At 37.6% G+C, this 7085-nt stretch carries 6 protein-coding genes; 3 read left to right on the top strand and 3 right to left on the bottom strand.

Annotated features, from left to right (window positions below):
• Window positions 1-311 precede the first annotated feature (311 nt).
• On the top strand, window positions 312-1151 hold the full coding sequence (locus KO495_RS02255; RefSeq protein ID WP_215978781.1) for an HDOD domain-containing protein: 840 nt from the start codon (window positions 312-314) through the stop codon (window positions 1149-1151).
• Between the two features lie 113 nt (window positions 1152-1264).
• Here KO495_RS02255 and KO495_RS02250 read toward each other — a convergent pair whose 3' ends face one another.
• The 3 genes from KO495_RS02250 to KO495_RS02240 all read right to left on the bottom strand — a co-directional run bounded on the left by KO495_RS02250 (window position 1265) and on the right by KO495_RS02240 (window position 3874).
• Window positions 1265-1705 carry a hypothetical protein gene (locus tag KO495_RS02250; protein ID WP_215978780.1) on the bottom strand — a complete coding sequence of 147 codons (441 nt, stop codon included), beginning with the start codon at window positions 1703-1705 and terminating at the stop codon, window positions 1265-1267.
• 177 nt (window positions 1706-1882) lie between these two features.
• Entirely contained in the window at window positions 1883-3619 is a 1737-nt protein-coding gene (locus KO495_RS02245) for a sodium:solute symporter family protein (RefSeq protein WP_215978779.1), read from the bottom strand.
• A 3-nt stretch (window positions 3620-3622) separates the two neighbouring features.
• Window positions 3623-3874, bottom strand: a complete 252-nt coding sequence (locus tag KO495_RS02240; protein WP_215978778.1) for a DUF4212 domain-containing protein — start codon at window positions 3872-3874, stop codon at window positions 3623-3625.
• A gap of 510 nt (window positions 3875-4384) precedes the next feature.
• On the opposite strand from KO495_RS02240, the gene KO495_RS02235 reads away from it, so the two are divergent.
• Window positions 4385-6238 (top strand): putative nucleotidyltransferase substrate binding domain-containing protein, encoded by a 1854-nt coding sequence (locus KO495_RS02235; protein ID WP_215978777.1) that lies wholly within the window; start codon window positions 4385-4387, stop codon window positions 6236-6238.
• A gap of 39 nt (window positions 6239-6277) precedes the next feature.
• A complete protein-coding gene (locus tag KO495_RS02230) occupies window positions 6278-6979 on the top strand; it encodes an exonuclease domain-containing protein (protein ID WP_215978776.1) in 702 nt (233 codons plus the stop codon).
• Window positions 6980-7085 lie beyond the last annotated feature (106 nt).

Genomic DNA, 7085 nt, shown 5'->3' with positions numbered 1-7085 from the left:
TAATTAACCTGAACTCGGTTTAAGAGATATTTAACAAATTGAAATATCAGCAAAAATTACTTTTCTGAATCGCTAGCTTGATAGTTTTTCTTAATTCAAGGCAAATTTCGCGTCAATAGCTGGCCTATTGCAAGTAGATTTAATGAAGAAGTTAGGAAAAATAGCTGCTAGGTAAACATTTTTAAGCCAAGCTCAGGTTAATTACAAGTTATTAAATCTTAGTCTAAACTAAATTCAACGCTATACGCTAATCAAGCACCGTTAGTGTTATCACAAAAATAGCAATAAATTCAATATAAAGGGTTGTATAGATGTTTAATTTAGATAATAAAAAAATGGAATCCGTTGTTTCTAGCTTTCAAATCCCCGTTAAACCGCAAATACTAACCGATATTCAACGACTTTTAAGTGATGTTGAACCCGACATAGATAGTATTGCGATTTTAATCGCTAATGATGTCGGGCTTTCCTCAGCCATTTTAAAAATCATTAACTCCCCTTTTTATGGCATGAATAGGAAAATTTCGGAGATTAAACAAGCCGTTATGATGCTAGGTTTAAAAACAGTTAATGGCCTAGTAACAGCATTACTTCTTAAGTCATCATTTCAAGGTAAGTCTTGCATTTCCTTAGAGCGCTTTTGGGATGATTCTCTAGATGTTGCTAATGCCATGGCTTTTATTGGCAATAAAGTAAAAAATGAAATTCCTGTGGATATGCTCTATACCATTGGTTTATTTCAAAATTGTGGAATTCCGTTACTCGCACTGAAATTTGATGACTATAAAGAACTATTAATTGAACCAAATAGCTCGGGGGTTAATTCTATTGTACTAGAAGAAGATAGGTATCAGACAAATCATGCCATTTTAGGCTATTACGTAGCATCTTCTTGGAATTTACCTAAAGAGCTCTGCTTATTAATTTTACAACATCATGATATTGACTACCTGTCGGATATTTTAGGCAATCAAGAACAACTAACCTTTGCCGCTTTAAAAGCAGCAGAACACATAGTGGAACGAGTAAAACGACATAATATTTCCCCCGACTGGGCTGAAATAAAAGATGCTGCTTTAGATGTTTTAGGGATCACATCGATGGATTATGATGATTTAGAAGAAGACTTCGCTGAACTGCTTTATGCTTAATCACAGTAATTTATCTGTATGAGGTGTTAACATTAAGCTGACTCAGTTAGCACCGATACTTAAATGGCAACTACCATGAGCCATGCTATGCAACCTATTTTCTAACGAGCCCACTATTTTACTGTCTGGGTATAAAACTCTGAGATATATTGGCCGCCTTTAATATTAGCAATAAAACGCAGTTTATAGCTTTCGCCTTTGTTGCTAATTAATTCTCCCAATGGCGTACTGCTGTACCAGTAATACGGGCTTTTCTTCATACCTAACGGGTAAGGTGTCATTTTATCGTTTTTATCAACCAAAAAAAGCGTTGCGGTGTCTAGAGGAAAAGTTGAATTCACTTCAATAACGCCATCTTTATCAGCAAAGCTTACTTGAAATTCACCTGATGAAAGTATGCAACTTTGATTAATAACATCGCAATGCCCCTCTGGAGATAGTTGAACTATTTTCTCATCATTAGCCTTTGCTTCTTCATAAAAATCAGCACCAATAAAACCAAAAATGGCGAGGAAAGGGGCAACCATAAAAGCAAGTTTTGTATGTTTATTCATAAGGCTATCTTCTTAATACGTAATGGAGTTAATCGTCGATTTGTCATCTGTGTGATGAATCATTCAAGTGACATAACTTGACTTAGTGCGTAGAGTTTAACAGAAAAGGCTAGGCGACTTTTTAAATATACTGTCGACTAGCCTTTTTATTTTTTACTTAGAGGTTACATGAGCTCTCTAGTGATCGTGTGCTGCGCTCACTTCACCTGGAACACGCATGTTATCTACCATATCTTGAATATGAGCTGGTGCTGGACCTGTCACTTTAAGTACGATAAATGCTACTGCAAAGTTAACCAATGCGCCAACTGCACCAAATGCATTAGGTGAAATACCGAAGAACCAATCTGGACCCATATCACCTAAGAATGAAGTACCTGGGATAAACATAATGCCTTTATGTTGGAATACGTAAAGCATAGTTACACCGATACCTGAACACATACCCCAAACGGCTGCTGTACCACTCATTTTCTTAGAGAAAATACCCATCATTAATGCCGGGAAGATACTTGATGCGGCTAAACCAAAGGCTAAGGCAACTGTACCGGCGGCAAATCCAGGCGGATTTAGCCCTAAGTAGCCTGAGATAATAATCGCGATGGTCATTACAATTCGACCGGCTAGCAACTCGTTTTTCTCTGACATGTCAGGGGTTAGTACACCTTTCATTAAATCGTGCGAAATAGAGGACGATATTGCCAACAATAAACCAGCGGCTGTTGACAATGCGGCCGCTAAGCCACCCGCTGCTACGAGAGCAATAACCCAGTTTGGTAAGTTAGCAATTGCAGGGTTAGCTAGTACCATAATATCACGGTCAACTTTCACCATTTCATTAGTTGTAGCATCTGCAGTGTACTGAATTTTACCATCGCCATTTTTATCTTCAAACTGTAATAAACCTGTTTGTTCCCAGTCTTTAAACCACTGTGGACGCTCAGAATACTCAAGATTTTGACCGGCTACAGGTTCAATCGTATTCATTAGGTTTAAACGTGCCATAGCACCAACTGCTGGAGCAACAGTATATAAAAGACCAATAAATACTAAAGCATAACCTGCAGAAGAACGTGCAGCTTGCACTGAAGGAACAGTAAAGAAGCGCATAATTACATGAGGAAGACCCGCTGTACCAATCATCAATGACATAGTATAAGCAAACATGTTTAACGTGCCGCCTAAATTATCTGTCGTGTATTCTTTAAAACCTAAATCAGTTACTACCATATCTAACTTATCAAGCAAGTAAACACCGCTGCCATCAGCTAATGTGCTACCTAAACCTAATTGTGGAATAGGGTTACCAGTAAGTTGTAATGAAATAAATACCGCTGGGATTGTATAAGCAAAAATCATAACAACGTATTGAGCGATTTGCGTATAAGTAATACCTTTCATGCCACCAAGTACTGCATATACCCAAACAACGAACATACCAATATATAAACCAAGCGCGTATTCAACTTCTAAGAAGCGAGAGAATGCAACACCTACGCCTTTCATTTGACCAATGATGTACGTTAATGACGCAATAATTAAACAAGCAACTGCAACAATACGAGCTGTTTTAGAGTAGTAACGGTCAGATATAAATTCAGGTACTGTAAACTTGCCGTGCTTACGCATGTATGGCGCTAACAGCATGGCTAATAATACATAACCACCGGTCCAGCCCATTAAGAATACTGAACCACCGTAACCTAAGAAAGCAATCAAACCTGCCATTGAAATGAATGACGCGGCACTCATCCAGTCAGCGCCAATCGCCATACCGTTTTGTAGTGGTGTAACGCCACCGCCCGCTACGTAGAAGTCACTAGTTGAGCCTGCTCGAGCCCACCAAGCAATAGCAAAATATAAGGCGAACGTGCCAAATACTGCAATATATGTATATAGTTTTAACTCATCCATCTTTTAGTCCTCTGCGTGATATTTTTTATCAAGCTTGTTCATTTTGGCACCGTACCAAAAAATCAAACCTAAAAATGAATAAATAGATCCTTGCTGTGCAAACCAAAAACCAAGTTTGTACCCACCTAGACGAAATTCATTTAATGGCTCAACAAGCAACAAACCTAAACCAAATGAAACTGCGAACCAGATTGCAAGACAGATAAAGATCAAGCGCAGATTTTCCTGCCAATATGCTTCTTTATTTTCTTCCACAATAGTCTCCTAGCGACGTAGCGTTATTATTAGCGTTTTATATTTTTATTTCGCTTTTTTACGCTTAACTTAAAGTTGTAATAATTTTTTAGTGAAAGTATCGCTATAGATTACTGTCACTAATACCTAAATAATTGATCCATATTTTATCGTAAATATAAGTCATCGTTTTAAGTAACAGTGGCAAAAATCCATACTCAACTTTTACTGTTAATTAATCTAACAAGCTTTTTTTTTACGGGGTATTAGCCTTTAGTCTAGTTCGTTAAAAAACAGCAGTTTACCGAAAAAAAATAGAGTAAAAGTTCTATTTATTATCAGTCTCTGTAGTATTATAAAAAATGATAAATAGCATAAGTTAACGTTAGATTTTTCTTGAAATAAAAACAGTGAATCAAACGTCTCACACTTTAGTCTAGGTTTAGGTAATAACACTTGTTTATATGCGCGCAAGGTCATAAATTACCACTAACATCTAAAACAGCTCACTCGCAAGCTAGGTTGGACATCATGGACACTGAACTTTCAGAAATTAGCGCTTTCATTCAAAGCATTCCTCCCTTTGATAGCTTGCCTAAACAAGTATTGGCGCACTTAGTACGCGAGTTAAATATTAACTATGTACGTAAGGGTGACTTTTTACCCCCGAAAGGCATTAATGAACCTAGACTCTATATCCTCAGAAAAGGGGCCGTTAGTTGCTTATCTAGTAATGGTGAATTAATTAACCGCTTGGGTGAAAGTGATTTATGTGATGCTTTTTATCATGCAGAAAAAAACACTAACGTTGATGCACAACAAGTACAAACCGATGAAGACTGTTTAATTTATAGTGTCAATGTTGAAGTACTCACAGCCATTGGTGAACGCTTCCCTAGTATTAGCGATTTTTTCAGCCAAAACTCCGCTCAGCGCTTAAAAACTCAAATGACTAAGGTAAATGAAGAAGCAATTTTATCTTCAACCTTAATGAATACCTCAGTAAGTAATTTTTACCATAGCCCCGTTGCTAGTATTTGTGCGAGTAAGAGCATTCAAGAAACTGCTATTCAAATGAATGAGCAAGGTTACTCATGCTTAGTTGTTGTCAAAGATGGCATACCTGCAGGTATAGTGACTGATAAAGATATTCGCCGACGCTGTGTTGCTAAAGGGCTTGCCATTAGTGAGCCTATCAGTGCAATTATGACTGAGAATATGAGCACGATAGATATTAAAAACAATGCCTACGATGCACTAATGACGATGACAGCTAAACATATTCATCATTTACCCGTTACAAAACAAGGTAACTTAGTGGGAATGGTGACCGTCACTGATTTAATTAATAATGAAGGTCATAATGCGATTAACCTCTCAAGCATAATTCATAAAGCCAATAGCATTGATGAGCTTAAACAAATAAGTTTATTACTCCCTAAGCTACAAATTCGTCTAGCCAAACTAGGCAGTAGTGCAGATCATGTCGGAAAAAGTGTTAGTGCCATTACTATGGCATTTACCAAACGCCTCATTGAAATGGCTGAAAGTAAATATGGCTCAGCACCAGTACCTTATGCATGGCTTGCTGCAGGTTCGCAAGCAAGGCAAGAGCAACTCGCGCATTCAGATCAAGATAATGCCATTATTATTTGCAACAGTATGAAACCATACGACGATGCTTGGTTTGAGCAACTAGCACATTTTGTCTGCGATGGTTTAGCCGAATGTGGCTTTATTTATTGCCCAGGTGATATTATGGCGACCAATCCTAAATGGCGTCAACCACAACAAGTTTGGCATAAATATTTTTCCGCCTGGGTTGATACTCCGAGTCCAAAAGCTCTATTAAACAGTAGCGTTTTTTTTGATTTAGAAACCATTTACGGTGATACCTCTTTATTACGTAGTGTACGTAAACAGCTACTGACAAAAACCCAAAAAAACACCCTATTTATTGCTCACCTTTCTAAAAATGCATTAGCACTACGACCACCACTTGGCTTTTTCCGTGACTTTGTTTTAAAGCAAAGTGGTAAACACCGAGCAACCTTAGACTTAAAACACAACGGCATTGCCCCCGTCGTTGATTTAGCGAGAATTTATGCATTAGCAGAAGGAATTAGCGCGGTAAATACTATAGAACGAATTCAACAAGCAGCAGGAACCCCCTCTTTAACCAAAGCCTCCGCTGAAAATTTAATTGATGCTTACGAGTTTTTAGGGATGTTGCGCGTTGCACACCAAGCCAAAGCACTAGCAAAAGGCGAAAGTGCAGATAACTATTTATCGCCTAAAGAAATATCGAAACTTGAACGCCAACATTTAAAAGACGCATTCAAGGTGATTAAAACATTACAAGATGCACGTCAGTCAAATTACTAATGATAGTACTTACCTCACCTTTTTTAATGAGCAAGCATAATGGTTAATAACCCACTAACCTCTTGGTTACTTGGCTACGAAGCAAGCCGAAAACGGCTATTAAAAAAAGCCCCAAAAGGCGCTCTACGTGATTTTTTATCAGTACCATTACCTGATTTAAATACCCCAATTAATCAGTTACCAATACTTGCTGTTGATTTTGAAACCACCGGCTTAAATGCCAAAGAAGATAAACTGCTTAGTATTGGCTTTATTGAAATAACGCAACAACAAATGGCATTAAAAAGCTGTTTCCATCAAATAATCAGAACTAAACGGCAACTAGAAGAAAGTAACGTTATTATTCATCATATTACTGATAGCCAAAAAGATAAGGGATTAAACAGGAAAATAGTAGTTGAGGCCTTGCTAAAGGCATTAGCAGGTAAAGTAATGTTAGTTCACTTTGCTCGTATTGAAATACAATTTCTCACGCAAGTATGTTTAAAGTATTACGGTATGGCCCCGATATTTCCCGTCATTGATACCTTAGCGATTGCTAAACGGCAACTTGATAAACGCGATGTTGCTTATGACCCATCTGAGCTTAGATTGAGTAACTTACGCCATAAATATCAACTACCTGAGCATCAAGCTCATAATGCCCTTAGTGATGCTATTGCCACAGCGGAGTTATTTATGGCGCAAATGAGCGAACGCAACAGCGATGACAGCCTGCGTTTAAAAGATATTATTTTATAAAAACTTCGCTCGTGAAAAACAAACACTAAAAAATAATTACCGCAAATAAAAATGCCGTATTCAAAGTGCTTTGAATACGGCATTAATCTATTTAACCTGAACTCGG

The sequence above is a fragment of the Colwellia sp. D2M02 genome, from assembly GCF_018860755.1.
Lineage (GTDB): Bacteria > Pseudomonadota > Gammaproteobacteria > Enterobacterales > Alteromonadaceae > Colwellia > Colwellia asteriadis.
The sequence above is the reverse complement of the archived record's forward strand: the minus strand, read 5'-3'. Positions and strand labels throughout refer to the sequence as shown.